Source organism: Cyclobacterium xiamenense (assembly GCF_042140265.1).
GTDB lineage: Bacteria > Bacteroidota > Bacteroidia > Cytophagales > Cyclobacteriaceae > Cyclobacterium > Cyclobacterium xiamenense_A.
Map to the genome: position 1 here is coordinate 5368045 of NZ_CP159481.1, position 24817 is coordinate 5392861.

Genomic DNA, 24817 nt, shown 5'->3' on the forward strand with positions numbered 1-24817 from the left:
TGCCAACAATCGCTATAAAAACATGCCCTTCGGGACACGTTTCATAGCGGGAACGTTGGCTGCAAGGCAAAACAAGACGACTGAATGAGTAACGATAGGAAAAAATTCACGGAAAATGACAATCTGATACTTTATTCAGAGGTTGAAGGAATGTGCCCATTATGCCCTAACACCCTCATGTATGAAAAAAACGACCAGAATAGAAAGAATTACGAGATTGCCCATATTTATCCACTTAACCCTAAGCCAGAAGAAAAGGAATTGTTAAAAGACCAAGAGAGGTTAAGTACCGACCCTAACGATTTGAAAAATCTAATTTGTCTTTGTGATATATGCCATACAAAATTCGATAAACCAAGAACTGTAGAAGAGTACCAAAACCTTGTCGCAATAAAGAAAACACTATTGAGGAGAACGGCTGAAAAATCACTATGGGGCGACACGAAGGTTGAAAATGAGATGTTCGAAATAATAGATATTCTTTCAAATGATGAAATTGACCTTGAAAAAGAAGATATATTGAAATATGACTCTAAAGCAATTGATACGAAGGTGGATGATACCATAACTGTTCTTACAAAAATCCACAGAAACGTACAGGACTACTACCATATAGTTAAATCAAAGTTTATTGATATTGACAAGGTTACTCCACTGACAACAGAGACTATTTCTTCCCAAGTAAGAACCCATTATCTCCTTCTATGCAAGCAGAATAAGGACCTTAATCAAAAAGCAATTTTTGACGCTATGGTCAATTGGTTATCAAAAAGAACCAGTCAAGAAACAAATGAGGCGGCGGAAGTCTTAATCTCATACTTTATTCAAAATTGTGAAGTGTTCGAATGATTTATCCAAATAAACATATCAGAATCAAAGATTCCATCATTTACAAAATGTTATCCATATTGGAAGTACAGAGTGATTCTTATATGAACATCCATGAACTATACTCCAAGACCAAGAATAAATTCAACAATGCAGATGAATTCATATTGTCGCTTGATGTTCTTTATGCTTTAGACATGATAGAGGTGGATTTTAAAACAGAAACCATTAAGTATGCTAAAAGAAATTAAGTGCGATCATTTTATCGAGAAGACCTTACAGTTTAAGGAAGGCCTTAACACCGTCCTTGGTGATGATTACTCTACAAATTCGATTGGGAAATCAACACTACTCATGATAATTGACTTTGTACTTGGAGGTAACTCATTTCTTGAAAAGGATTCTGGAGCAATTAACCAGTTGGGCGACTTAACTTTTATGTTCAGATTTGAATTTAACGAGACTTCATATTACTACCAGCGCTCTACAAGCACAAGTGGCACAGTAGGTATTTGCGATAGTGAATACAACATTACGAGCGAAATAAGTACCAACTCATTTACGAATCAGCTAAAGAACCATTATAACCTCAGAATTGAATCCTCCTTTCGGGCGGCTATAAATCCATATTCGAGAATTTGGGGAAAGGATAATTACAATGTAGATAAACCAATACAAAATTCAATTAAGGAGGCAGAAAGTATTTCAATAGAAAATATCATAAAACTATTCGGCCTATACAATGAGATTGCTGTTACTGCTAACGAGATAAAAAGCCAAGAAGAGTCAAAAAAGATATTGGCTGGAATGGTCAAAAAGAACATCGTTCCTAAAATAACGAAGACAGACTATTTGAGGAATGAAAAAGAAATCGAAAGGTTAAATAATGAAGTTGAGGAAATTCAAAACAATCTGTTAAAATTCACTTTAAATATTGAAGAACTTTCGAACAAGGAGATTATTGATCTAAAAACAGAAAAGCAAAGGTTATTAGACGCTCAGTCATCCGTTCAAAATAAAATGAGAAGATTAGAAATTAACCTTTCTTCAAAAAGAGTAAAGAGTAAGTATTTTAACAGATTATCTCAGTTTTTCGAAAATCCGAATGAAGATAAAATCAACGAAATAGAAACATTTCACAACAACATTGCTAAAATCTTACAAAGAGAACTTGAGGCCACCAAGGAGATACTAAACTCGGAAAATGAGGAATTTAAGCTGCAGATTTCCTTAATTAATCAAAAAATCGACCAACTATTATCGAATGTCCAAAGACCTAATTTCATAGTTGAGAAGATATATGACTTGACTATTCAAGCCAATAAACTTAAAGAGTCGAACAAGTTTTACGAACAAAGAGAAACTGTAGCTGAAGATGTCAAAGCGTTGAATCTAAACCTGGACGAAACAATAAACAACATACTTTTAGATATAGAGGTCCAGATCAATAATGAGTTGATCAGGATCAATAAAGAAATTCATTCTGAAAAGAAAAAAATCCCGCGTATCTCACTCAAACGTAAGAGATACAGCTTTGACCATTCTTCAAATACTGGAACGGGTAAATCCTTTGCCGACTTAATCGAATTTGACTTGGCAATATTGAGTTTGACTGACTTGCCCTTGTTAATTCACGATTCAGTGTTATTCAAGAATATAGAAGATAGGGCAATTGATCGGATAATTGACCAGTACCAAAATTTTGATAAACAAATATTCATCGCGCTTGATGGCATAAATAAGTTTTCGGACGAGTCACAGAAAGTTCTGACAAATAAGTGCACACTTCATCTATCCGAGACAAGAAAACTTTTCAACCGTGACTGGCGATAAAAAGCCCAGCAGCCAACAATCGCTATAAAACATGCCCTTCGGGACACGTTTCATAGCGGGGCCGTTGGCAGCAAGTGTAAAGGACAACCAGACTAATCATAAACAGTTGAATTAATGAGTAAAATATTAAACTACATTAGAGATTTACCTGAAGTGAGAACGGGAATATTTATATTGTCTGTTTTACTATCGGGAATACTTTGTAGTGGTTTTATAACGGAAATTACAATTAATGGAAAATTGGAATGGTTTACCTTTTATAAAACAACAACTTTTTGGTTATTATGTGCATATGCCGTTTTGCTGTATCTCTATAATCGCTTTATTTATCTGCACGAAAAGAATATCTTAAGATTTCTTGATGACGATTACTGTAAGGCATACATTATAAATCAGTGCTTGCCTGAAATTACAGAACGATATAAAAAGGATATAAAAGAAGGCAAACAATTGACAGAGCTCATAGATATAAGAGCCGAATTAAAAAAATTAAAGAAATGAAAGTTTTAGCAACAGAAGCATTCAAAACGAAACTAAATGGGTACTCTGATTTGGCTTTCCAACAAAAATTGTTGAGCTTCATTGACGAGCTTAGTAATATAACTGATGTAAATTCTATTCAGAGCAAATACGAGATTTCCTTAAATAATGTATTTGTTCACAAAGTTGATGATTATAGAATATTCTTTTCACTCATTGATGGAGAAACAGAAACTATTATTTTAATTGACTTGGTAAAAAAAGATACAGCAACTGTTAGAGCAAGTTTTAAAAATCCAAAATACAATTCATCAATTAATCCAAAATACAACTCGACAATTAACCCAAAATATAACTCGACAATTAATCCGAAATACAACTCGACAATTAATCCGAAATACAACTCGACAATTAATCCGAAATACAACTCGACAATTAATCCAAAATACAACTCGACAATTAACCCAAAATACAACTCGACAATTAACCCAAAATACAACTCGACAATTAACCCAAAATACAACTCAAGAATAAACCCAAAACTAAATCCTTCATTTGACGGATTTTATATTTACGACTTAAATGCCAATCCTATTCTATATGCAATCAAGGCTAATGACAAAGTTCTAATCCTTTATGACTTCAATAATGAAGCTATATATTATGCTGTTGCAATTGACAAGGGATATGTGGTGTTCGACTTTAATTCGAATCAGCAGATAAGCTATATTATTTCAAATAATTCAAAGGGTTTCAATCAATTTAACTTAGATGGCGAATGGATAGGTTACATAGTATGAAAACACCAGCTGCCAACAGCACCTACCAAAAAGTGGCGGTTCAGTGGTTAAATCAAGCTATGTGCTTCTATCAAAGTTTGTGCTTGGTTGACAGTGAAGTGCTTCGAAATCGCGACCTTCGGGTAGCTGCAAAACGTTATGTGCCATAATCTGCGACCTATAAAATGATAGAACTAATTAAAATCCGACTACAAGAAATATGAGGTTAAAGATTATATATATTTCTACAAGCATAGTTGGATTTGCACTGATATACTTTCTTGTAGCCCATTTTTCGGATTTAAGTTACTTTTTTGCAAAGGACAATCCACGAGGTGAATTATTTAGAGTTATTCTTTCAACCATTGGCGGGCTTGGTGCATTGATTGCTTTGTATTATGTGGCAAAACAAGTACATGCAATAGAAAAGGGTAATATTGAAAATCGTTTTAACAATGCAGTAGGACATTTAAGCAATAGCAATTCTACTGTTGTTTTAGGGGGTATTCATGTTTTACACCAAATTGCCATAGAAAATAAAAGCTATACACGAATTGTACATAATTTGTTTTGTAGTTATTTAAGGGAGAACTCTGCAAGTCTTTACATTAGTCCAAATAAATGCCCTGTTGTAATTCAAACGCTGATTAATTATTTATTCCTTAACTACAACGGGAAAAATAATGTTTATAAAAAGTACTCTTATGATTTATCGTTTAGTGTTTTAAAGTATCTAAGCCTTCCAAGAATTGAAATGCACAAAGTAAACTTTGAAAACTGTGTATTAGAAGATTGTAATTTTTTTAAAGGAGATTTTTCAGATTGCGATTTTCGTGATGCTCTATTAAAAAATTGCAGATTTGAGGAAGCCACATTGGCAACATGCTATTTCTATGAAGGATCTTCTACCGATTGTAATTTTATAAATGCCAAATTATATCATTGCAGTTTTACAGGCAAGACAGCAAAGTGCAATTTCATGAATGTGTCATTTACTGATTGTTATTTGGGTGGAGAATTTAAAGACTGCTATATTGCCTGCACAGATATAATAAATTGTGGTTTTAGAGGAGGAGTCTTTCTGGAATGCGATTTTCACGGTAGCAGAATAAATAATAAATGCGATTTAAATAAAAGCACCATGGAAAACTGCTCATTTAAGGACACTAGGATAAAAACATGTGAGTTCAAAGAAAGCTTATTGAAGAGCTGTAATTTTGAAGACAGCGAATTATTGGTTTGTAATTTCTGGTATGCTACATTGATATTATGCAATTATAAGAAAAGTAAGTTGGACGAATGTAGATTCTGGGGTGTCAATTTGACTAACTGCGATTTTGAGGACACTACACTGACCAAATGTGACTTTGGAACAGGAAATAATACTATTCCTTACAAAGCAAAATTGACTAATTGCAACACAAAAAACATCAAATTAATAGACACAGAATTACCAGTGTAGAAAATGAAAAATACAGCACATAACAATGCATATAGCTAATGGCGAGTGAATGGCTACGAGCAAACTTTTCGCCTCCTATCCAGTATTGGTTTTGATAGACTGAAAAGTGCCTCGAAACCGCCACAAACCATATGCAAACCGTTGGCAGTAATTAGACAAAACCGAAAATAACCATTATTAAAATTGAAAAAATGACCACAACGACATTTCTAACATTTGTAGGCGACCAATGCGGAAAGGGTGAGAAAGCAATAAGATTTTACACTTCCATCTTTCCGAATTCTGAAATTAAAAGCATAACAAAATACAGAGAAGGAGAAGCCGGTGGAACACCGGAGCTTATCAAATATGGAGTATTTACATTAAATGGAACTGATTATATGGTATCTGAAAGTAATTATAATCATGCTTGGACATTTTCACATGCCGTTTCAATTTTTATAAGTGACAATTCTGATGATTTGATACAAACACTTTTCGAGAAACTTTCTTCAAATGGTGGTCAAGTAATGGTTCCTTTAGACGATTACAAAGGTGAAGGAGACTACGGATTTGGTAAGAAATTCGGATGGTGTCAAGACAAATATGGAATTTCATGGCAATTTGTGCTTACTGAATAATTAACGACAAGTAACCATTAAAAATAAAAATAACTACTGCCAATCGAGTAGCCTCCACCTGAGCCAAATGGCTCAGGTGGAGGCTCTCACACCACCAAGCGTACGGGTCTTCCCGAAAAATCGGGACTGGCTCTACCGGCCCTGCAATCCGGCCCTTCGCTAAAATGACTCAAAGGGGTCATTTTTTGTAAGCAAACGGCCAACCCCCTATTAAAATTTTCTGGGATTCCCTTGATGATTTTTCCATCTGTGGGGCAGCAGGTCGGAGAACTTGCCGTCATAGGTGGGGTTGTTGAGTTTTCGCAGCACGTCGAGCAGCCAGTCATGGGGATTTACCTCGTGCTTTTTGCAAGTCGCGAACAGGGAGTAGATCATTGCGGCATTCTGAGCAGTGGCGTGGGTACCAGCGAACAGGTAGTTTTTCCGTCCCAGGGCAATCGGTCTGATGGCGTTTTCAATAAGGTTGTTGTCAATCTGAAGTTGTCCGTGGAGGGTGTATAGCTTCATGCTGTCCATGAGCGGAAGTGCATAGGCGATTGCCCTTCCTATCGGTGAGGAAGGGAGTACCTTGGGATACTCGGCGAGCATCCAGTCGTGGAGTTCCCGCAGTATGGGTTGGGATTCCTCCACCCGTTTTTTGACGATGAGGTTTTCGGGAAGGGGCGGTTCGGCTTCCCTGATCTGTTTTTCTACTGCATACAGTTTGGCAATCGTCCCCACCGCCCAAGAAGCCCTATCTCTGTCATAAACTGCTGCCTCGTCGAACTTGCGGCGGATATGAGCCATACAATAATAGTGCTTTATGCCTTTGTTGCGGGCAAAAAGACTATGGTAAACCTCATAGGCATCTGTCTGGACCACGCCCTTGTAATTGGCCAATATCTCCTCTGGGCCGGATTTGTTCCTGGCGGTCCGGTAGTCAAAGAATACCAACCCGTCCACGGGGGCATGATAGGCCCACACGAAACCCCTATGGGAGGAACCCTTCACGCCTCCGTTTTCGAGTACCTGCATCCGGGTTTCGTCTGCCTGTAGATAGAGATTGGCCAGGGTTTCGCGCTTGAGTGCGTTGTAGATTGGGGTGATTGCTTTACAGGCTGCATTGGTGTTGTCGATGAGCGTGGAGGCGGGGATTTCGAGCCCTATTCGCCTGAACATCTGCTGCTGCCTGTACAGGGGAAGGTGATCCACGAATTTGGAGGTAAGCAGGTGGGCCAGAACCGATTCATCGAAGAGTCCCCTGTTTACGGTCCTGGAAGGGATTGGGGCGATCAGCACTCCCTTTTTGCCGGTTTGCGAAGGGTCAATGAGGGCCCATTTCCTGCGAACGGTCCTGCGCACTTTAAAACTGGCGGGTACCATCACCAACACCTCGCTGGTTTCTTCTCCGATGATTTTGTATCCTTCCAGGTTTTGGTTGGGGTCTATGATATCGATTTCCCGCTCCAGGCTTTCGGGAAACACCATGCGGGGACCTCGGGCTGCGGCTTTCCTACGCTTGCGTGCCTGTATGTCCTGCTCCAGGTTCGCCTTTTCCACCTCGGCGGCAGTAAGCTCCTCGGAGGCTTGAACATCGGCTTCCCCGGCACCCAAGGGGAAGAGGCCCAGCTGCCCGTTGCCCGAACCGCTCACCCGGTTGTCGGATTTTGAGGAGGAGAAGTGCCTGCGCCGCAGTTCGGCTGCGTCCAGTAGGGCTAACTTAAGTTTGAGTTCCGTTTCCAGTAGCATGCGCCTGCTTTCGGCCAACTGTTTTTGGCTTTCCAGGTAGAGCGCTTTATAGTCCGGTACGGCTGTATTCATAGTATAAAAATAAATATAAAAAGTGACTTTAAATCATTTAAAGGCCACTTTTTTACAATATTTTTCACTTTTTTTTAAGTGAAAATATTCCTTTCGTACCGCTTTCTGAGTTGTACGGAAGCAAGCTTCACGCCCTGCAAAACCAGGGTCAGCTCCCTGGCGGAAACCAGTGTTTTGCTGTTTTTAGGACGCTCGAACGTACCCGACTCCAGACGCTTGATGTACATGGCGTAGCCGTCTCCGTCCCACTGGAGCAAACGCATTTGGTTGCCGCGTTTGCCTATAAAAATAAACACGTCACCCGAAAGGGGATCAAGTCCCAGATTGTTTTGGACAAGGCCGGCAAGGGAGTAAATTCCGCAGCGCATGTCGGCAGGCTTGTGGTATAGAAAATAGCGTACCGAAGAGGAAAGGGAAAGCATGCTTACGATATCAGCGCTCTGAGCCAGGCGGTATCCGGAAGGCGCTGAAAGGAAAGCCTGGTCCCGTTGGGAAAGTTCAATACCGCAACAGGCTCAGGTTCGGGATCGCTAACACGCAACTCGGTAAAACCTGTGTCCACATTCTTTTCCTGCCCAAACTTCTTGGACCAGTACCGGAAAGTGGCGTACTTGACTGAGGATTACTTGCAGAACAGACCGACGGAAATACCACTGGCCTTCCACTCTTCATAAAGGGAATGATAATAATCCCTGGGGGAAATAGTTTGTAAATCTTTCATGCAGGCAAAGGTCTCGAACCCCTGCCAGAAAAAATAGATGGGGGTGGGCGTTCGCTTACATTTTCTTAACGTTCGGCCCTCTCACGGCAAACCACTCCCGCATCAGCGGGACAGGCAATGCGACTTGCTAATGCTTCGGGACACAGCCTGTCCCGATAGTTATCGGGAACTCCCGCGCATAAGGGATGCCGAGAAATCGGCACGGGCGTTTCACCCGTTGGAACGGTCCACTTTTTGACCTATATTCACCATTCGAGGCACACATATCACCTTGCATCCAGCCTGCCTACCGCAGGCAGGCGGGCTGTTTCGATTAAACATGAAAATCATTATCTTTAAAAAGATAGGTGTAAGCTGGAAGCGAACGTCTTAGGAAGGCCGCCGTCTCCAAGCTGAATCACGTTAGTATACATTTAGAGAATGAAAAAATATTTCTACCTACTTACTGTATTTATACTATTAACTGCTTGTAATAAAGCGAATGAATTCAAATCAAATCTGAAAATTGAAAATGATAGTTTAAGAAATAAAATAAACGAACTTAAAACTCAAATTCGATTGGCTGACAGTTTGAAAAGCACTTCTCAGGTTACTATTGCAAATACTGACATTAAAGAATTGACCTCAAAATTCAACAATCAGAAATATCAAATAAAAATTTCTTATCCCAAAGAATATTTTGAGAAAAAAGAGAATAATTATCCTGTTCTATATGTAATTGATGCAGAAACAAATTTCGGAGGTGTCAGCTATATAGTACAAAGACTTATTAAAGATAAACTAATTCCAGAAATCTTGGTTGTGGGAATTGCTTACAATACGGATTACAAGAACTTTTACAGGTTAAGAAGCAGAGATTTAACACCGGTAGAGGATAAGCACTTGAGAATGGGAAATAAAAATGTTGACCCAACAGGTGGTGCACCAAAATTTAGTGATTTCCTCGAATTTGAACTTTTCCCATTTATTGAAGAAGAATTTAGAACTAAAAAAGGAGATAGAGCTATTTATGGCCACTCTTATGGAGGACTCTTTGGTTCCTATACTTTTTTAGACAAACCACACCTTTTTAACAGGTATCTACTTTTGGGACCTTCTCTGTGGTATAAAGAAAAATTATTAGTCAATCAAGCTTCAAATAAAAGTTTAAGTTTCAATAAACCAATAAAACTATATATGGCTTCAGGAGAATTTGATGTAAGAATAAATGACTATCAGGAAGAATTCGTTAAATTCTTGAAAAAGAAAAATATATTAAATTTAAAACTTGAATCAGAGGTTATTGAAAATGAAACTCATCGCACCATTTTTGGAGTGGGATTCACGAATGGTTTAAGATTTATTTATGGGAAATAAAAGCGTATGCTAACAATGTTTAAAAGTAATAGCGGTTAAAGCGATAAAAGAAGCGTGTAAACATAAAACAAAGGTTAGCGCAAAACCGAAAGTTTGTGAGTAAAAATCCGCTACTGCTCCTACACGAGACGGTTGTCTTTCATACAAGAAAAAATATTTATGATTAATGAAAGTCCTATTAAAAATATGTAAAGGGATCCTCAAGTCAATCGGATTGCTAGTAGCAATTATCATTTTTGCTGGACTAATCTTTCGTCTTTTTGCACCAAAACCCCAACCTCCTGGTGAACTCATGGATATTGGTGGTTTTAGCTTACACATTAATAGTATTGGATCAAAAAGCAACAAGCCAACCTTAGTAATTGAATCCGGGGCAGGAGCTCCGACCGAATACTATTATTGGTTGGGTGAAGGACTGAAGGACAGCATGCAGGTTGTTCGTTATGACCGAGCAGGTATTGGATATAGTGATGTGAGCGATACTCCTAGAGACCCGGAAACGATCGCAAGAGAATTGCATAACCTGTTGGAAAAGGCAGGGATATCACCTCCTTATATTATGGCTGGTCATTCATACGGCGGTCATTATATCCGCGTATTTACAGAACTCTATCCAGACGATGTAGTGGGATTGGTTTTTTTGGACGCTCCCCATCCCAATGAGAGCGAAAGGCTAAATATGCCTCCTGAACCAAAATTCCTGAATACACTATATTATATAGGAGCAGTTTCGGGAGACCTGGGCATTCTGGGTATGTTTGATCGAATCCTTGGTCCGATACTTTGGGCCCCTGGTTTACCCGAGGAAGTAACTGAGCGTTACCATGATTATACGCTTAGTGGAAAATATCTTTGGGGATATCTTAAAGAGGAAAAATGGTACCCTGGGTTGGTGGAAATATCTGGGACGATAAGCGACTTTGGTTCCGTTCCGATAAGGGTGTTTGCAGGAACCAATTTGAACGAAAAGGCACTTCTTGATATGGGTTTAAATCCAGAAGAAATTAAAACAGAAAGAAGAAGAATGCAGGAAGAAGTAGCAAGTCTTTCAACCAATGGTAAGGCGTTTTTTTTAGAAGGGGGTCACATTACCATATTCAGCCAAAAGGAAAATGCAGATATCATTTGTAATGAAATCCTAAAGCTATCGGGAGAAGTAAAAATGGAGTAACGAGCTACAATCGAGTAGCCCGACCTGAGCCATCTGGCTCAGGTTGAGGCGCTCAGATTTATCTTTCGGAGGTACGACCACCCGGCGTACGGGTCTTCCCGATAAAAGATCGGGACAGGCATTTCACCTATTGGAACGGTCAACTTTTTAAATTATATTCACCATTTCAGGCACACACAGCACCTACCCAAAAGTGGCAGTTCAGTGGTTAAACCTGCCTACCGGCAGGCAGGTACCAAAGTTTCTGCTTGGTCGACAGTGAAGTACTTTTAAATCGCCACGTTCGGGTAGCTGCAACCCGTTGGGCGTAATACTAAAATGGAATGAAAAAAATCAGCATTCAACTATCAGGTGCGTTATTTTTAGTCATTGCAATTTCGGCAGTAGCCCAGCAACGTGTCGAAAAACGACTTCCTAATATTGTTTATATTTTTGCAGACGATTTGGGATACGGTGATATCGGCAGCTTTGGTTCCAAAGATATTAATACTCCTCATATTGACCGATTGGCAATTGAGGGGATCAAATTTCTGGATTTTTATTCTGCTTCTCCTCTCTGTAGCCCCTCTCGGGCATCCTTACTGACAGGTAGGTACCCACAAAGAATGGGGATAAATGATGTTTTTTTCCCCGAAAGCTTCACCGGTATGCCCGAGGAAGAAATAACAATTGCGGAATTATTGAAACAAAAGGGATATAAGTCAGCGGTAATCGGCAAATGGCATTTGGGGCACAGGGAACGCTATTTGCCTCTTCAGCAAGGGTTTGATTATTTTTTTGGCATGCCGTATAGCAATGACTTGGCAAGTGCCGTCTACATGCAAGGAAACGATGTAAAATCCCATGAAGTAGATCAGCGCTTGATCACGAAAACCTATACCGATGAAGCCATTCGGTTTATTGAACAAAACAAAAACCAGCCTTTCTTTTTGTATCTCTCGCACAATATGCCTCATGTCCCAATTTATGCCTCAGATGAATTCATAGGCAGCTCAAAGAGGGGACTTTACGGAGATGCCGTTCAGGAATTGGATTGGAGTGTCGGACAGGTCCTGAATAAATTAGAATCGGAAAATCTGCTGGAGAATACATTAATCATTTTTTCAAGTGATAATGGCCCATGGCTGGCGATGAAAGAACTGGGAGGTTCTGCCGGACCATTAAGGGAAGGGAAGAATTACACCTTTGAAGGAGGCATGAGAGTACCAACAGTCGCTATGTGGAAGGGCCATATTCCAGAGGGCTCGGTACATGATGGCCTGGCTACCCAGATGGACTGGTTTCCAACCATTGCGAAATTAACAGGTGCAACACTGCCCAATAACCTTACCCTGGATGGAAAGGATCTATCCCGGGTTTTGTCAGGAAGGGGAAAAAGGGATGGCGATTCTTTTCTGTTTTTTAATCGGGACGTCTTAGAGGGGTACCGAAAAGGAGACTGGAAAATCAAAAAACCTTATGGGGGAAATGAGGCAAGTACATGGCGGCAAGCGGTAGCGCCTCATGATACCTTACTATTCAACATCAGGCAGGACCCTGAAGAACGGAATAATTTATTTGAAGGCAACAAAGAGGTCGCCAGGGCACTTTTCAAAGACATGGAGAACGAATGTAAGGCCTTGGGAGATTTGCCGCCATCTTTGGTGGTTAGAACCATGGCAGACAATAGCCATTTTGAAATACTTGCCAAAAGCGAACGTAAAGCACTGAACGCTGGAAGCATAGCGATCGATGGAAGCACATTGGAATACACGATCGAAGGCGAAGGGATTCCCTGTTTGGTGATTGGTTCCTCGATTTATTATCCCCGAACCTTTTCAGATACGCTAAGGCAGCATTTGAAAATGTACTTCGTGGATATGAAATGGTTTGCCAAGGGGTATGCCAAAGAAGATCTAAACCAGGTTACCATTGAGACCATTGTTGAAGATATCGAACAGATACGGGCGGCCGTTGGCCTTGAGAAGCCATTGATCATGGGACACAGCATACATGGCACCATGGCTACAGAGTATGTCAAAAAACATGGAGATAAAGTGTCCGGACTCATTGTGATAGGCTCACCTGCCGAATGGGGTAATGCTACCTATCAAGAAAAGGCTGCAGCCATTTGGGAAACCGCCTCCCCAAAACGGAAAGCACTTCAGGAAAAAAACTGGGGGCAGACAAAAGAATTCGATCGGCTGACGGGACAAAAAGAAGCGGTTGCGAGGTACAACAATATGGCTCCCCAGTATTGGTACGATCCGGAATACGATGCAGGCTGGCTCTGGAAAGATATGACGGTACATTCCGAAGTGACACAGCACATTTTCACCCGTGTGTTCCTTGATTACCATATGTTTGATCCACCTGTACCGATAAGCGTTCCCGTGTTTGTAGGTTTAGGAAAGTATGATTATGTGATTCCCTACACGCTTTGGAGCCCTTCCTATGAGAGCATTCCGGACTTTAAGTTGATCATTTTCGAAAAGAGCGGCCATACACCACAGTTAGAGGAACCGGAGGCATTCAGTGCAGCACTTATTGATTGGCTAAATAAACCAAAATCAGAATAAACATAAATTGATGACTAACTATGACGCGATAGTAATTGGCTCGGGAATTTCCGGAGGCTGGGCTGCCAAAGAATTATGTGAAAAAGGCCTAAAGACAGTAGTCCTGGAGCGAGGTCGGGATATTCAGCATATCAAAGATTATCCCACTGCTACCAAGCACCCATGGGAACTGGAACACCGGGGAGTAATGCCGAAGGACTATACAGATGCCAACCCGATTTCCTCGAAGGCATGGCTGTTTGATGAGGGATCGGCACATTTTTTTATCAAGGATGAAGAGCACCCCTATATTCAAAAAAAGCCCTTTGACTGGATTCGTGGTTATCAGGTTGGTGGCAGATCACTTACCTGGGGTCGAGCCAGCAACCGCTGGAGTGATAATGAATTCAAGGCCCCTGAACGATTTGGATACGGGATTCCTTGGCCAATTGGCTATGATGATATCGCCAACTGGTATTCCTATGTTGAAAAGTTTGCTGGTGTATGTGGGGGCGCAGATGGTGTGGATTCCATGCCGGATGGAGATTACCTGCCGCCCTTCCCGTTGAATTGTGTGGAACAACATATGCAAAAAACGTTGAGCAAACATTTCCCAGACCGGAAAATGGTAGCTGGCCGATGGGCACATTTGAGTGAACCGGAGGATATCCATCTTCAACAGGGCCGGGGCAAATGCCAATGTAGGAACCTCTGTGTAAGAGGTTGTCCACTGGGTGGATACTTTAGTTCGGTATCTTCTACATTGCCCTGGGCAAAGAAAACAGGAAACCTAACCATAAGACCAAACACCGTTGTAGAATCTATCGTATATGATCACTTATCTCAAAAAGCTAAGGGTGTTCAGATCATCGATACCATTACCAAAGAGGTACAACTAATCGAGGCCAGGATTATTTTCGTAAATGCCTCGGCATTAAACACCAATCTTATTCTACTGAACTCCAGGTCAAATCGCTTTCCAAATGGCTTGGGAAATGACAGCGGTGTCCTGGGAAAATATATATGCTTCCACAATTATCGGCCAAGTGCCTGGGCTACCATTGATGGTTTTGATGATATCTACATCGATGGGAAGGTTCCGTCAGGTCCTATAATGCCTAATTTTAAAAACTTTGAAAAACGCAATGCAAAATTCTTGGGAGGTTATATGACATTTATGGGTGCCTTTCGGCCTAAACGAACCAGTGTGCCAACATCAGAACCCCAACTTGGAATTGATTTCAAGCACAGACTAAGTGAGCCCGGTCCTTGGAGGGTATACATGTACATGCAAGGTGAAACACTGCCCAAGGAAAGCAATCAGGTTTTTCTAAGTAAGGACAAAAAGGATCCTTGGGGCATTCCCCAATTGGTCATGGATATCGGTTACGATGAAAATGACGAATTGATGATTCAGGATTTTCATGAGGAATCGAAAAAAATGATGGAGGTAGTAGGATGTAATAACATAGAGCTTAGAGACAATAAGCAAAATCCGGGGCTGGACATCCACGAAATGGGCGGAGTACGCATGGGCAAAGACCCCAATACCTCCATGCTTAATCAGTACAATCAGTTGCACCACTGCAAAAATGTCTTTGTCACAGATGGTGCCTGCATGACAAGTACAGGCAATCAGAGTCCATCAATTTTATACATGGCGCTGACTGCACGTGCGGCCAATTATGCGGCTGAACAATATACTAATGGAAGTTTATAAGCTGTTTTACGAATGGACAGAAGAAAAGCAATAAAGCATACTGCCTTTTTGTTAGGAACGTCCGTTGCCGGGTCTGAACTGTTTTTATCGGGCTGCACTTCAGGTCGGGAGGAATACAAAATCGTTGATTCGAAGGCTATTGCGCTAATGGATGAAATTGGAGAGACCATTTTACCAGAATCGGAAAAATCCCCGGGGGCAAAATCTGCAGGAATAGGAATGTTTATGGCAAAAATGATCTCCGATTGCTATTCCGATGCTGAAAGGACTATGTTCATGGATGGATTAAAGAAAATTGATGAGCTGTCGCAAAAAGCGCACGCGAAGGATTTTGTAGCGCTTACTTCCCAACAAAGAACCGATATATTGATTCCGCTCGACCGTGAAGCTACCGAAGCAGGCCAGGATGGACATTCACATTTTTTTTCTCTGATGAAACAACTTACATTGCTGGGTTATTTTACCTCTGAAATTGGTGTTACCCAGGCTTTAAGATATGATCCGGTTCCAGGGGGTTACGATGGTTGTGTACCGCTGGAAAAAGGCCAAACAGCATGGTTCGGACCAACATCAGCTATAGGCTAGCATTATTAACAAATAAAAATGGAAAGGAGAAGATTTATTCAGGCATCTGCATTAGGAGGACTGGCGTTGAGCATGGCATCATTCACTACTATTAAAAAGACGCATTACCTGACGCTGAGCTTTGACGATGGGTTCAAAAAATCCTTTTACCGAATTGCAGAGATTCATGAAAACTACGGCTTGAAGGCTTGTTTGAATGTCATTGCCACAGGGCATCTAAAAAGCTTCAACACTGAGTTTCAATGGATTCCTCAAAACCTGTTAGGCGACTTCAATGATTGGAACAAGCTAAAAGAACGGGGACATGAAATTATGCCTCATACATGGGAACACCTAAACCTTACTGAAATCCCCATTGAAAAAGCCAAGGAAAATATCGAAAAATGCCTTGACTATTTTGAAAATAACCTTGGTGGATACACTTCTGACGGTGCCGTTTATAACTTCGCCTACAATGCATCCACGCCTGAACTGGAAGACTTTGCACTGACCAAAGTGTCTGCTATACGAACCGGAGGCTGGTTGGTTCTGAAAGATTCTATGGTGAATGCCATTCCGGTCAAAGAGCAACCGCTGCGTTTAGGGTGTTGGGGGCATGGTCCTGATTTTTGCGATGACTATGTCGAAGAGGAAATCAATAAGTTCCTGGCAACAGACGGAGGTTGGCTGATTCTGAACCTTCATGGATTGGATGAAGAAGGTTGGGGACCTGTTCACGGCGATTATCTTGACAATTTACTAAAACGCTTAGTTAAGATGGACAATTTGTCCATACAACCAACGGGTGAAATTGTGAAACAGATTGGTAGAAATTAAAACGCCCAACACTGTAGGTGCGATAATGCTCCCTGAGTGGTCGCACTGCGGATACACTCACCGTTGTGCGTCATGTAGACGAATCGTAAAAAAATGAGAGTGAAAAGTAATAACCGAAAATATCTCTTTGCTATAGGCGTTTTGATAGCACTATTCTCGCTTATTGCAACAGGATTCGGAATTCTTTCCGATTTTGGTCAGGGCAGCTTTCAATACGAATCAATTCGTGGTCAAACAGTTGAAATATACGGAATAGGAATATATGGCCACATGTCTTCAGATGTAGCGATACAGGGGATAGCTCAAGATTTTATCACTCTTTTCATTGCTTTACCGCTGCTTATTTTATCTCTTATTGGTATTTCAAGAGCCAGACCTGAAGCTTTGTTTTTATTAGCAGGAACGATAGGCTATTTCTTTGTGACATATCTCTTCTATACGGCAATGGGAATGTATAATATCCTGTTCCTTATTTATGTCTCCCTTCTTGGTTTATCGTTTTTCGGGCTTTATCTAAGCGTTAGTGACCTATTTCAAATAAAACGATTGAAGACCTCAGTAGTTAGCATCCCTTACAACTGGGTTGGTTGGTTCCTTATTGTAAATTCGGTTTTAATAGCTGTATTATGGCTAAACATTATAATTCCACCGTTGGTAGACGGAACAATTTACCCACGCGAACTACAGCATTATACCACACTAATTGTCCAAGGTTTCGACTTAGGACTATTGTTACCGACTTGCTTTGTGTCAGGATTGCTGTTTCTAAAAAAGACTTTACAAGGTTTAATCTATGGGACAATTTATATCGTGTTCTTAGCGATTTTAATGTCCGCATTGTCAGCTAAAATTATCGCTATGGGTCTAAACGGGGTGAATATCTTTCCTGTAGTTTTCATCATACCCACAATTAATTTCATTACCATTTATACTGCGATTCGCTTATTGAAAAGTCTTGGATTTCGTGCTGGCAGGACAGGTGGCATTGCCTATGCCGGAGGCAGCGATCCCTTTTGTGGATGCAGATGACATTGCAGAAGTAGTGACAAAAGTATTGGTAGACGATACGTACAACGGTGAAACCATCACCGTGACAGGCCCTAAAAAGCAAACCTTTGAGCAGGTGGTAAAAATAATGGAAAAAGCCATTGGAAGAGATATCCAATACATCCCCCTATCTATTGAAGAATTCAAAGCAGGAATGACGGCAGCCGGATTACCGGATTCCTATGTATGGCTCTTCGGCTATTTGTTTAAAGAGGTACTTGGTAACCCTGATAATCAAGTGGTGTCTGAGGATGTGAAAAGAGTACTGGGCCGCAGCGCCACTACTTTTGAAGCATACACACAAAAGACCCTGCCTACTGGTATTTGGAACCAATCCGTATCAGAAAGCATGTAAAATTGACGATATGCTGGTAGTAGCTGTAGCCAGTTGGACATGTGGTGAAAAATGAGATCTGCAAAGGTTTGTCAAGAAGCGGGCCGACTCAATCGAAGCAGAATTATGGTATCCATCGGCCTGGTTTCCGCAGACTTTCCAGATCAGGAACAAAATAGCAATACTCAGAATAAAAACCTACATTTACAGCCTGTTACAATCCCCAGCCCCATACTTGGTGGGGTAAATACTATCCAGCCAGATTCATCATAAATACCTTCGGACCTTTCCATGTTTCAAAAAACGGATAAAAACGCTGGAGGAGTACAAGCCGTATACCTGGACATGAGGCAGTGCATCACCCCTTCTAAAAACAAAAACCATGAAAAATAAAGTACTCGTAACGGGAATATCCGGTTTTGTAGGGCAACATTGTGCCCTGGAATTGCTCAGGCAAGGCTACCAGGTAAAAGGCTCTGTTAGAAACCCACTAAAAGAAGTGGAAGTGAGGGAAGGCATTGCGAAATTTATTGACCCAAAAAATCAACTGGAGTTTTGCACGCTGGACCTCTCCAAAGACGAGGGCTGGGAAGAGGCAATGCGCGATTGTACCTACGTACTACACGTGGCCTCCCCATTTTATTTTAAGCAAACCAAGGATGAAAAGGAATTCATCAAGCCGGCGAGAGAAGGAACGCTACGGGCGTTACGAGCAGCCCAGAAAGCGAAGGTAAAACGGGTAGTGGTCACCTCCTCCACTGCAGCCATGAGCTCACATATGTACACGGGCCAGTTTTCACCAAAAGACTGGACGGATTTATCTGACAAAAATCTCAGCACCTATGCCATAAGCAAGACCATGGCAGAAAAGCGGCCTGGGACTTCTTTCGTTCCCAGAAAGGAGATCATTCCATTGAACTGGTAGTTATCAATCCGGGAGGAATAACGGGGCCATCCCTTACCCATAATCTGGATGGCACCAGCATGGGCATGGTCGCTCAAATGATCGGTGGAAAGATGTCTATGGTACCCGACCTGTCCTTCCCCATGATCGACGTTCGAGACGTCGCTAAATTGCACGTGCAAGCACTTACCAAAAAGGACATCAATGGAAAACGCTTTATTGCGGCAAGAAAACAAACCACGCATTTTCTGGAAATCGCCTCCATCTTAAAGGAAAATGGATACAAAAAAGCAAGCACAAAAAAAGCTCCGCTTTTCATGTTAAAACTCATAGCCCTTTTTGATCCAGAAGTAAAAGCATTGCTAACCAGCGTAGGCAAACATCCTACGGTAGACATCAGCGATACGGAAGCAACCTTTGATTGGGACCCAATACCGCTTAAAAAATCAGTTTTGGATATGGCCCGGTCAGTTGAACAGGCGTTGCAACCAGATAACCAGGCATAGTCGTTCGCGCTGCATCGTCCGCCCGCAGTACCCTTGTTTTACAAACGCCAAAAAACACCTCCTCAGCCTCACCGGTATCGGTGTCATGGACGGTATCCTGGGCAGGGTGTTCTACGCCTGGGTTTTTTCCGAAATTTTTTGTGGAAATCGCCAAGAAAATTGCTACCACGGATGGCGGTGTTTCCGGTGGAAAATCCCGGGCTTATTGCCCCGTGTAGCCCGGTGAAGTTACCGGTTTGACCTTGTCCCGGAACCCTACTCAAATGCCATTCCTGCGAATACCGATCCCTTTCCTGATCTACGGAAAGGATACCGGATCCGATCGAACTCCTGACCTGAATTTCTTGGGATCAAAAAGTCTTTCGGTACTGAGGAGAGTGGGAACAAAAAAACCTACCCCTACACCCGATCAAACAGGCACCAGGATTTTTTTAATGAGGTGAGGACTTCCCGATGAATGTGAAAATCGTTAGTTTTAAGGCTCTGGCAGTAAAGCCTGGAGCAGAGGCGATTGATGCCTTTCCCGGGCAAATGCCCTCTTGCCCGGAGGCTGATTATCGCTGAAAGCATCGCATTGCCAGGATACAACCGATTGTAAAAAAGACAATAGGGAGGTTTATAGCCTGAATTAGCAAGGACATGCAGCAACTGATTGATAAAAAAATCCTATTCCTGATTGGCAAAGCCATTCGGGAAGGAAAATACCTGAGCATTACCTACAAAAATCAGCAGGGAGAGATCACACCCTTTTGGATAAGCATTTTAGATATTAACGAAAAGGGTGAACTCAGGGCCAACCTGTTTAATGTGACCAAAGATGATCCCATATGGGATGCCAAAATATTTCTTTCAAGCATACAGACCGCCGAGATTCTGAAATTCTCGCACTACGATGTATCGGAAAACCTGATCAAAAAGCTGGATGAAGATGAAAAATTACAGGTCTACCAATTTGATCGGTACGAAAATAACGTGTTGAACTACCTGCTGGAATGCTACAAGGCCAATAAGGATCCGTTTTTGTACAGCGCACATTTGATCCCGGGAGTGGATCTAACCGAGCTGGCCTCCAAAAGCCCCTATCCGCTGACAGGCAGACAACTACAGCAGATCATAAAAGACATCTACCATAATGATTACAAGAAGTATCATGACTACGAGCTGGCGATAAGCGAGTTCTCTATTGACTTGCCTTCAAAAGGAAAATTCGTTGTTGCCTACCGAAAACTGCAGCTTGATCCCGTGAAAAAAACCCTCCACCTGGGCACAAAAACAGCATTCAATCCCAATTTTTATATCAAAGATGTAAAGCACTCCCTGTCTTATTACTCGGACATGAGCCCCGAGGATTTTGAGGCCGTTTACAAAAAGGACAGTAACGCCGCACTGGAGATTTTACGCAACAATTTCCAAACGGGTGAATTGCCCAACACCAGGCCGGAAGTGGTTGTTTTGGGCTATGTGCAAATCGATATTGCAGGAATTTACGACCAGATACATGCCGACTATTCACAACAGGGACTGAAGGTTCCCATGAAGGCATTCTTTCAAAATTTATCCTTGCTGGACAGGAAAAACCGAAGAGAACCGCACCTGGTATTGTATGACAAAAACATCAACATTGATCAGATTCAGACCATTTACAATGCGTTGAAATATCCCATCACCTACGTACAGGGGCCTCCGGGTACAGGGAAAACACAAACCATCTTAAATATTATTGTAAACTGTCTTACCAATAAAAAAACCCTTTTGATTTCGTCAAATAACAATGTCCCGATAGATGGAATCAAAGAAAAATTATATCTGGGCAACTACCGAAACAAGGAAATCCAGCTGCCCATACTGAGGCTTGGCAACAATCAACGGGTGGCAGAGGCGCTGAAGGTCATTAAAGAACGGTACGAATTTGAAACCAAAGATGTACCAAAGGAAGACATGTTATTTAATCTTAAAGAAAAGTCCAGGGAGAAAAACAGACGATTGCTTGAGAAGATAACCAATCATGAGACCCGAATAGAACAGGTACAAAATCTTTCTTTCGTCAGCAGCTTGTTGGCAAAAGGAAAAAATCACCTGCTGGAAAAAGAAAAACAGGCCATTGAAGAAAAACTAAAAAATCTTCCCGAAACCAGCAATGATGATCTGGACGACCTCTACGAAGTGATCAGGGATAACCCGCAGTTGTTACAATTTTTCTACTTCGAATCGCTGTCGTATGTCAAGCGCTTGAAGAGCAGGGAATACGCCGATTTGAAAGCAATCCTGGACCTGGAAGAACCAAAGGAACAGGTTAAGGAATTTAACAAATGGATTGGCGACGATCACAACCTGGAAAAGCTCACCAAAGTGTTTCCCATCATCCTCACTACCAATATCTCAAGCCGCAAGCTGGGAAGAAAATATAAATTTGATTTAATGGTGATGGATGAAGCGGGACAATGTGATGTCGCCACCAGTCTCATTCCTATTTCAAAATGTGAAAACATGGTTTTGATAGGCGATACCAATCAGCTCAAACCAATAATTGTTTTCGAAGAAAGCAGAAACCAGCGCCTGAGAAGCCAATTTGGAATAGATAAGACCTACGATTACTATAACAATTCGATTCTCACCCTCTATAAAGGTATTGATAACATTTCCAGAGACATTTTGCTGAGTTATCACTATCGGTGTGGACGGGACATCATCAATTATTCCAACATGCGCTTTTATGAGAACCGGCTAAACCTTTCGAAGATTCAAGCCAATGGTAACCTGCAACTGATAGCCGTGTCCAATGTAAACCAAAAGGATAGGAATGCCAATATTGAAGAAGCACAGGAAATCCTAAGGTACATAGCTGAAAATAATTTAACGGATACCTTCATCGTCACCCCGTTTCGTAACCAGGAAGCGGTATTGAATTACTACCTGAAAACGGCAAAAGCAAATCAGGAAATCGATGAATCTGTAAGTTGTGGTACGATTCACAAAATACAGGGACAGGAAAACAAAACCATCATCATTTCCACCTCTCTGTCAAGAAACACCTCTGCCAGAACCTACGAATGGATAAAAAATAACAGCCAGTTGATAAATGTTGCCGTCACCCGAGCAAAGGAAAATTTAGTGGTCGTAGCCGACAAAAAAGCCATAGACATCCTGTCCAGAAAAGATGATGATTTGTATGCACTGATTGATTACGTACAGAAGAGGGGAATGGCGCCAGTCAGACAAAGTACAGCAAACCGGTTTACGATCGGATTTTCGAATGACTCAAAATTTGAAGACGAATTTTATAAAACGATGAGCCATTATTGCACCTTGCAGGAAAGTCGTTTTGAAAGAAATGTAAAAGTGATAGCGCTCTTTCCGGAAGAATTTGACAACCCAGATTTAAATAAGAAAGAATTTGACGGCGTAATTTTTCAGGGCAGGATCCCAAAAGTAGTATTTGAAATAAATGGAATAGAACATTACAAGAACAAAAAAAGAATCGCATCAGATAAAATCAAAATGCAACTCCTGCAATCAAAAAATATTGCCAGAATAGCCATCCCCAACCAATACGTCAAGCATTACGAATTTATTCGGGAGCTGATGAATAAAATCAAGGGAGGGGTCTATCAGAAAAGCTTGTTTGAAAGCTACGAACCCCTCACTTGATGTAACCGGACCGGGTTCAATCCTGGTATTCAATCACAGAAATGCAGGACGAATGCATCCCACAGAAAAAGGCTTTAAACGCTATCAACGCTAATGTCCCTGAATGCCCCTTATTGTTATTTACTTTACACAAGTTGGTGATTCAAATCGGTGGTTACTCATTGCAGGATTTTTTACCTACATTTTAGTGATTGGCATTACGGCTGGCATCCATGTGCCTTTGACTAATCAATTGGAAAGGCTTAACGTTCTCAATACAAGTGGAAAACAACTTGAAACTTTCAGGATGTTATTTGTAAATCGTTGGACTTTCTGGAATAATGTCAAGACTGTTTCATCTTTACTTTCATCGATCCTGCTAACTCTGTATCTGTTACTGCCGAATAGGTAAAACAACGACCCGCTAACATGGGTACCCGTTGCACAACTTCGTATTAAATCAAGAAAAGATACGGTTTGGGATCATGCGGTGGATTTTCCAGTTTTGGAGTTGAATAAAAAGTGGGACAATCGCTTTTGGGTCGAACATGCCGGGGTTTCGGAGAACGTCCGAAAAAAGGCATTTTTTTTCTAGACAAGTGGTTACAATCGGGCTGCCTTGTGCGACATAGAGTCACAAATGTCATTTTCAATTTAATCGAATGATTACCATGGAAAACTTTAAACGTATCAAAAAGAATATCTCAACCCAGCCATTTCTGGATCAAATAGATTCCATAGAAAATGCCTGGGCCGGATCGACTGGTCGACAGGACAAAATTATGGTTCAGCGTGAAGCACTTGCCATTCCTTTAAGAGGTCTAAGAAAATCGGCTATCGGGGATAGAAAGCGTCGAGATGTACACGAAAGCCGATGGACAAGCGCTAGCAAACAATATCCTTTATTTGTGGAATTTCTAAAGGACTTTGCGAAGGAAAGAAATGAAATTTTGGGAAGGGCAAAGATCGTTTGTTTGCCAGCTGGAAAACAGGTTTACCCACATATCGATCGAGGTGAATACTATCGGGTTCGAAATCGCTATCATTTAGTCCTAAAATCAAGCCTCGGGTCATGGATGAAAACAGGGGATGAAGAGGTACGAATGCAGGAGGGTGAACTTTGGTGGTTTGATAACAATGAGGTGCACGAAGCCCGCAATGATGGAGATCAGGATCGCATTCACGTGATTTTTGACATGCTACCTGCCGAACTTGAGGATGAAGTATTTAGAGCTTACTCGGCCGCTTGCTAGGTTTATTTCAAGCCTTTGATCAATACCTTTGAGTATTGCTCCTCATGGTTAATGGCGATTCTGTGACTAACCATACCGCTTAATTTGGTGTCGACTTCAAGAATCCCTTGAGGTTCGACACCTTTCACATGTATTCCCACATCAAATTCTGTTTGCTTGCCGGGATATGCATGGCCAATTGCTTTTCCTGTTTACATTCGTGTAGGTATTTTTGGAAACGAACTCGGAATCGGATCGAAGACTCACTGTCTATAGATCTGGAATGAAATTAAGAAATCAACGGATGGAAAATAATCCGGTAGGGAAACTTACCGGATTATTTTTTATGCTTCAAAGATCATGACAGAATGAGGTTGATAGCAGGAATTCAGTTGATTTTTAAAACTTTACTGATGCAAATAGGCAAACAAAACATATGGTTATCCGCAATCACACCAG

The 24817-nt window shown here is 41.3% G+C and carries 22 protein-coding genes; 20 read left to right on the forward strand and 2 right to left on the reverse strand.

Translation table 11 applies throughout. The annotated features are described in order from the left end of the window. Positions 1-84: 84 nt before the first annotated feature. The 7 genes from ABWH99_RS22015 (at position 85) to ABWH99_RS22045 (ending at position 6002) form a co-directional block, all read left to right on the forward strand. Complete coding sequence (locus ABWH99_RS22015) at positions 85-849, forward strand: ABC-three component system protein (RefSeq protein WP_375583921.1); 765 nt, start codon at positions 85-87, stop codon at positions 847-849. After that, complete coding sequence (locus ABWH99_RS22020; RefSeq protein ID WP_375583922.1) at positions 846-1079, forward strand: ABC-three component system middle component 7; 234 nt, start codon at positions 846-848, stop codon at positions 1077-1079. The genes ABWH99_RS22015 and ABWH99_RS22020 overlap by 4 nt, the downstream gene beginning before the upstream one ends. Continuing rightward, positions 1063-2661: a DUF2326 domain-containing protein gene (locus ABWH99_RS22025; protein WP_375583923.1), complete on the forward strand. Its 1599-nt coding sequence runs from the start codon at positions 1063-1065 to the stop codon at positions 2659-2661. The genes ABWH99_RS22020 and ABWH99_RS22025 overlap by 17 nt, the downstream gene beginning before the upstream one ends. Before the next feature lie 114 nt (positions 2662-2775). Beyond that, a complete protein-coding gene (locus tag ABWH99_RS22030; protein WP_375583924.1) occupies positions 2776-3162 on the forward strand; it encodes a hypothetical protein in 387 nt (128 codons plus the stop codon). Further along, complete coding sequence (locus ABWH99_RS22035) at positions 3159-3941, forward strand: hypothetical protein (protein WP_375583925.1); 783 nt, start codon at positions 3159-3161, stop codon at positions 3939-3941. Before ABWH99_RS22030 ends, ABWH99_RS22035 begins: the two co-directional genes overlap by 4 nt. 199 nt (positions 3942-4140) lie before the next feature. After that, positions 4141-5382: a pentapeptide repeat-containing protein gene (locus ABWH99_RS22040; RefSeq protein WP_375583926.1), complete on the forward strand. Its 1242-nt coding sequence runs from the start codon at positions 4141-4143 to the stop codon at positions 5380-5382. 191 nt (positions 5383-5573) lie between these two features. Beyond that, complete coding sequence (locus ABWH99_RS22045) at positions 5574-6002, forward strand: VOC family protein (RefSeq protein ID WP_375583927.1); 429 nt, start codon at positions 5574-5576, stop codon at positions 6000-6002. Positions 6003-6212: 210 nt separating this feature from the next. On the opposite strand, the gene ABWH99_RS22050 is transcribed toward ABWH99_RS22045, so the two are convergent. Both ABWH99_RS22050 and tnpB read right to left on the reverse strand, forming a co-directional pair. After that, entirely contained in the window at positions 6213-7802 is a 1590-nt protein-coding gene (locus ABWH99_RS22050; RefSeq protein WP_375583928.1) for an IS66 family transposase, read from the reverse strand. A gap of 74 nt (positions 7803-7876) precedes the next feature. Next, positions 7877-8224 carry an IS66 family insertion sequence element accessory protein TnpB gene (gene tnpB, locus ABWH99_RS22055; protein ID WP_375582539.1) on the reverse strand — a complete coding sequence of 116 codons (348 nt, stop codon included), beginning with the start codon at positions 8222-8224 and terminating at the stop codon, positions 7877-7879. A 719-nt stretch (positions 8225-8943) separates the two neighbouring features. On the opposite strand from tnpB, the gene ABWH99_RS22060 reads away from it, so the two are divergent. From ABWH99_RS22060 to ABWH99_RS22120, 13 genes are all read left to right on the forward strand, one after another. Further along, entirely contained in the window at positions 8944-9879 is a 936-nt protein-coding gene (locus tag ABWH99_RS22060; RefSeq protein WP_375583929.1) for an alpha/beta hydrolase, read from the forward strand. Between the two features lie 166 nt (positions 9880-10045). Then, complete coding sequence (locus tag ABWH99_RS22065; RefSeq protein ID WP_375583930.1) at positions 10046-11050, forward strand: alpha/beta fold hydrolase; 1005 nt, start codon at positions 10046-10048, stop codon at positions 11048-11050. A 323-nt stretch (positions 11051-11373) separates the two neighbouring features. After that, the gene (locus tag ABWH99_RS22070; protein WP_375583931.1) at positions 11374-13608 is read left to right on the forward strand and encodes an alpha/beta fold hydrolase; all 2235 of its coding nucleotides are present in this window, start codon (positions 11374-11376) and stop codon (positions 13606-13608) included. A gap of 10 nt (positions 13609-13618) precedes the next feature. Then, on the forward strand, positions 13619-15307 hold the full coding sequence (locus ABWH99_RS22075; RefSeq protein ID WP_375583932.1) for a GMC oxidoreductase: 1689 nt from the start codon (positions 13619-13621) through the stop codon (positions 15305-15307). A 12-nt stretch (positions 15308-15319) separates the two neighbouring features. Beyond that, entirely contained in the window at positions 15320-15892 is a 573-nt protein-coding gene (locus ABWH99_RS22080; protein ID WP_375583933.1) for a gluconate 2-dehydrogenase subunit 3 family protein, read from the forward strand. Between the two features lie 18 nt (positions 15893-15910). After that, positions 15911-16708: a polysaccharide deacetylase family protein gene (locus tag ABWH99_RS22085; protein ID WP_375583934.1), complete on the forward strand. Its 798-nt coding sequence runs from the start codon at positions 15911-15913 to the stop codon at positions 16706-16708. A 93-nt stretch (positions 16709-16801) separates the two neighbouring features. Then, positions 16802-17737: a hypothetical protein gene (locus tag ABWH99_RS22090; protein WP_375583935.1), complete on the forward strand. Its 936-nt coding sequence runs from the start codon at positions 16802-16804 to the stop codon at positions 17735-17737. After that, positions 17700-18110, forward strand: coding sequence for a hypothetical protein (locus ABWH99_RS22095; RefSeq protein ID WP_375583936.1), 411 nt, complete (start codon positions 17700-17702; stop codon positions 18108-18110). The genes ABWH99_RS22090 and ABWH99_RS22095 overlap by 38 nt, the downstream gene beginning before the upstream one ends. A 361-nt stretch (positions 18111-18471) precedes the next feature. Beyond that, complete coding sequence (locus tag ABWH99_RS22100) at positions 18472-19014, forward strand: NAD-dependent epimerase/dehydratase family protein (protein WP_375583937.1); 543 nt, start codon at positions 18472-18474, stop codon at positions 19012-19014. A 59-nt stretch (positions 19015-19073) separates the two neighbouring features. Continuing rightward, positions 19074-19499, forward strand: a complete 426-nt coding sequence (locus tag ABWH99_RS22105) for a hypothetical protein (protein ID WP_375583938.1) — start codon at positions 19074-19076, stop codon at positions 19497-19499. A gap of 639 nt (positions 19500-20138) precedes the next feature. Beyond that, complete coding sequence (locus tag ABWH99_RS22110) at positions 20139-23147, forward strand: DEAD/DEAH box helicase (RefSeq protein WP_375583939.1); 3009 nt, start codon at positions 20139-20141, stop codon at positions 23145-23147. Positions 23148-23250: 103 nt separating this feature from the next. After that, positions 23251-23538, forward strand: coding sequence for an anthrone oxygenase family protein (locus tag ABWH99_RS22115; protein ID WP_375583940.1), 288 nt, complete (start codon positions 23251-23253; stop codon positions 23536-23538). Positions 23539-23797: 259 nt separating this feature from the next. Next, the gene (locus ABWH99_RS22120; RefSeq protein ID WP_375583941.1) at positions 23798-24379 is read left to right on the forward strand and encodes an aspartyl/asparaginyl beta-hydroxylase domain-containing protein; all 582 of its coding nucleotides are present in this window, start codon (positions 23798-23800) and stop codon (positions 24377-24379) included. Positions 24380-24817: the final 438 nt, after the last annotated feature.

Excerpts from the sequence above, each read along its gene's own strand:
- ABWH99_RS22025 (WP_375583923.1), top strand. The coding sequence starts at position 1,063 with ATGCTAAAAGAAATTAAGTGCGATCATTTTATCGAGAAGACCTTACAG.
- ABWH99_RS22115 (WP_375583940.1), top strand. The coding sequence starts at position 23,251 with ATGCCCCTTATTGTTATTTACTTTACACAAGTTGGTGATTCAAATCGG.
- ABWH99_RS22020 (WP_375583922.1), top strand. The coding sequence starts at position 846 with ATGATTTATCCAAATAAACATATCAGAATCAAAGATTCCATCATTTAC.
- ABWH99_RS22085 (WP_375583934.1), top strand. The coding sequence starts at position 15,911 with ATGGAAAGGAGAAGATTTATTCAGGCATCTGCATTAGGAGGACTGGCG.
- ABWH99_RS22040 (WP_375583926.1), top strand. The coding sequence starts at position 4,141 with ATGAGGTTAAAGATTATATATATTTCTACAAGCATAGTTGGATTTGCA.
- ABWH99_RS22080 (WP_375583933.1), top strand. The coding sequence starts at position 15,320 with ATGGACAGAAGAAAAGCAATAAAGCATACTGCCTTTTTGTTAGGAACG.
- ABWH99_RS22050 (WP_375583928.1), bottom strand. The coding sequence starts at position 7,802 with ATGAATACAGCCGTACCGGACTATAAAGCGCTCTACCTGGAAAGCCAA.
- ABWH99_RS22035 (WP_375583925.1), top strand. The coding sequence starts at position 3,159 with ATGAAAGTTTTAGCAACAGAAGCATTCAAAACGAAACTAAATGGGTAC.
- ABWH99_RS22120 (WP_375583941.1), top strand. The coding sequence starts at position 23,798 with ATGGAAAACTTTAAACGTATCAAAAAGAATATCTCAACCCAGCCATTT.
- ABWH99_RS22045 (WP_375583927.1), top strand. The coding sequence starts at position 5,574 with ATGACCACAACGACATTTCTAACATTTGTAGGCGACCAATGCGGAAAG.
- ABWH99_RS22090 (WP_375583935.1), top strand. The coding sequence starts at position 16,802 with ATGAGAGTGAAAAGTAATAACCGAAAATATCTCTTTGCTATAGGCGTT.
- ABWH99_RS22070 (WP_375583931.1), top strand. The coding sequence starts at position 11,374 with ATGAAAAAAATCAGCATTCAACTATCAGGTGCGTTATTTTTAGTCATT.
- ABWH99_RS22075 (WP_375583932.1), top strand. The coding sequence starts at position 13,619 with ATGACTAACTATGACGCGATAGTAATTGGCTCGGGAATTTCCGGAGGC.
- ABWH99_RS22095 (WP_375583936.1), top strand. The coding sequence starts at position 17,700 with ATGCCGGAGGCAGCGATCCCTTTTGTGGATGCAGATGACATTGCAGAA.
- ABWH99_RS22030 (WP_375583924.1), top strand. The coding sequence starts at position 2,776 with ATGAGTAAAATATTAAACTACATTAGAGATTTACCTGAAGTGAGAACG.
- ABWH99_RS22110 (WP_375583939.1), top strand. The coding sequence starts at position 20,139 with ATGCAGCAACTGATTGATAAAAAAATCCTATTCCTGATTGGCAAAGCC.
- ABWH99_RS22065 (WP_375583930.1), top strand. The coding sequence starts at position 10,046 with ATGAAAGTCCTATTAAAAATATGTAAAGGGATCCTCAAGTCAATCGGA.
- ABWH99_RS22015 (WP_375583921.1), top strand. The coding sequence starts at position 85 with ATGAGTAACGATAGGAAAAAATTCACGGAAAATGACAATCTGATACTT.
- tnpB (WP_375582539.1), bottom strand. The coding sequence starts at position 8,224 with ATGCTTTCCCTTTCCTCTTCGGTACGCTATTTTCTATACCACAAGCCT.
- ABWH99_RS22100 (WP_375583937.1), top strand. The coding sequence starts at position 18,472 with ATGAAAAATAAAGTACTCGTAACGGGAATATCCGGTTTTGTAGGGCAA.
- ABWH99_RS22105 (WP_375583938.1), top strand. The coding sequence starts at position 19,074 with ATGGGCATGGTCGCTCAAATGATCGGTGGAAAGATGTCTATGGTACCC.
- ABWH99_RS22060 (WP_375583929.1), top strand. The coding sequence starts at position 8,944 with ATGAAAAAATATTTCTACCTACTTACTGTATTTATACTATTAACTGCT.